This is a genomic window from Ignatzschineria sp. LJL83 (assembly GCF_054871845.1).
Map to the genome: position 1 here is coordinate 1 of NZ_JBTXLY010000026.1, position 2,269 is coordinate 2,269.

At 36.4% G+C, this 2,269-nt stretch carries 1 protein-coding gene; it reads left to right on the forward strand.

From position 1 onward, the window contains the following. The first annotated feature begins 811 nt into the window (after positions 1–811). Positions 812–2,074: a phosphoribosylamine--glycine ligase gene (gene purD, locus ACYSN2_RS11050; RefSeq protein WP_461750306.1), complete on the forward strand. Its 1,263-nt coding sequence runs from the start codon at positions 812–814 to the stop codon at positions 2,072–2,074. Positions 2,075–2,269: the final 195 nt, after the last annotated feature.

The window sequence follows — 2,269 nt, forward strand, 5'->3', positions numbered from 1 at the left end:
AAAATCAACGTTTAGATAACCTTGATCCGCAAGCAGTTCAATATGTGGAAGATCTACTAAATAATAGACCTCGAAAGGTGTTAGGATATTTAACACCTTATGAGTATTTGGTCAAAAACGTACTTGTCGCACTTCGTATTTGAATCTGCCTAGCAAAAAACTGAGGATTTTTAAATAGTTTTTGAAAGAGTCATTTTGAATATGAAACATATTGAGCAATATCATCCATATTGCGCAATGAAGCCCCATAGTCTTCATGGGATAATTGAATACTTGTGAGAGGTAGAGAATTGTATTTTGACTGATTGTGATTGGAAGATACTCGAGTAAAACCAATGAAAGTATTAACTCACAAATATATAAAGATATATAAATTGTGAAGAGTGGCCAAAAAGCGAGATTGAAAGTAGGGTTCTTGAGCATTGGTAATATAGTATTCTCTTTTTTAAAAAACATCACTAGATCATAGACTTGTATACTATCTCACTTTTAGCTAAAAGCCTTACTTTAAGGGGTTTATTTTAATGCTATCTAGTTGTTTTTGTTTTCGTCAATTATAAAAGTCTTCAGAATTCTTTAAATAAGGTATTGATACCAAACTCTCTCTTCTTGTCTTATACGTGAGAAGGCTAGGCATAAAATTTGAAGAATTGATGAAAATGAAAATCTCTTAGAGCTGATATTTAGTAGCGCAAAGGATTTATCATGCTGTTTTATATGTTATACTTCTTCGGCATTCAGCAACACAAAATCACTGTCTTATTGAAGATAGACCTCCCAAACTCATGATCGAATCAGGAAGAGATTATAGATGAAAGTTTTAATTATTGGTAAAGGTGGGCGTGAGCATGCGCTTGCGTGGAAAAGTCGTAAAAGCCCATTAGTTTCTGAAGTGTTTGTCGCTCCAGGAAATGCAGGAATGACTAAAGATGCGACTCTTGTAAATATTTCTGAAACAGATCCCGTAGCACTTGCAGATTTTGCAGAAAAAGAGGGAATTGCTTTAACGATTATTGGTCCTGAGGCAAGTTTAGTTGCCGGTGTTGCTGATGAGTTTAAAAAGCGTAATCTTTTAGTTTGGGGCCCAACAAAAGATGCGGCGCAAATTGAAGGTAGTAAAGATTTCTCTAAACAGATGATGGTGAAATATAACGCACCCACAGCACATTCTGAAAGCTTTACAGATAGTGTTGTCGCTAAAAACTATGTGCGTGAAATTGGCTTGCCGATTGTGATTAAAGCGGATGGTTTGGCGGCCGGAAAAGGCGTTGTGATTCCTGAAACATTGGAAGAAGCTTGCGCGACTATCGATGATATGCTTGAAGGGAATAAGTTTGGTGAAGCAGGTTCATGTATCTTAATTGAAGAGATGCTTGAAGGAGAAGAGTTCTCTTTAATGTGCTTTGTTCATAATGGCACAGTGATTCCAATGGTTATGGCACAAGATCATAAGCGTGCTTATGATAATGATGAAGGTCCTAATACTGGTGGAATGGGGGCTTACGCACCAACTTTTGGGGCGGATAGTGAAGAAGTAAAAACCGCAGTTAAAACTATTATGCAACCGATTGTGGATGGTTTAACGAAAGAAGGAATGCCTTATACAGGATTCTTATATGGTGGATTATTCCTCACGAAAGATGGTTTTAAAGTGATTGAATTTAATGCGCGCTTTGGGGATCCTGAAGCACAAATTATTTTGCCATTATTAGAAACGGATTTTGTGGAAATCATTCATAATCTCTTAACCGATCAAGCACTTTCAGAAATTCAGTGGGCAAATAAATATGCAATTGGTGTAGTACTAGCATCTGAAGGTTATCCAGATGCACCACAAACAGGTTATCCGCTTAACACGCCAAGCTTTAATGATGAAGATGAATTAGTCTTTTATGCCGGCGTTAAAGAGCAAGATGGTCAGCTCCTGAGTGATGGTGGCCGTATCTTATTGAATGTTGCGATTGCGGATGATTTTAAATCAGCTTACGATAAAGCATATGCAAATATGAAAGAGCTTGCAGTGCCACATACATTCTTTAGAACAGATATTGGACATAAACAATTTAACCGTTAATAGCCAATATTTAAAACATATGTTTTAAGATATATATCTTAAATAGGCAGATTCAAATACGAAGCGCAACAAGTACGTTTTTGACCAAATACTCATAAGGTGTTAAATATCCTAACACCTTTCGAGGTCTATTATTTAGTAGATCTTCCACATATTGAACTGCTTGCGGATCAAGGTTATCTAAACGTTGATTTT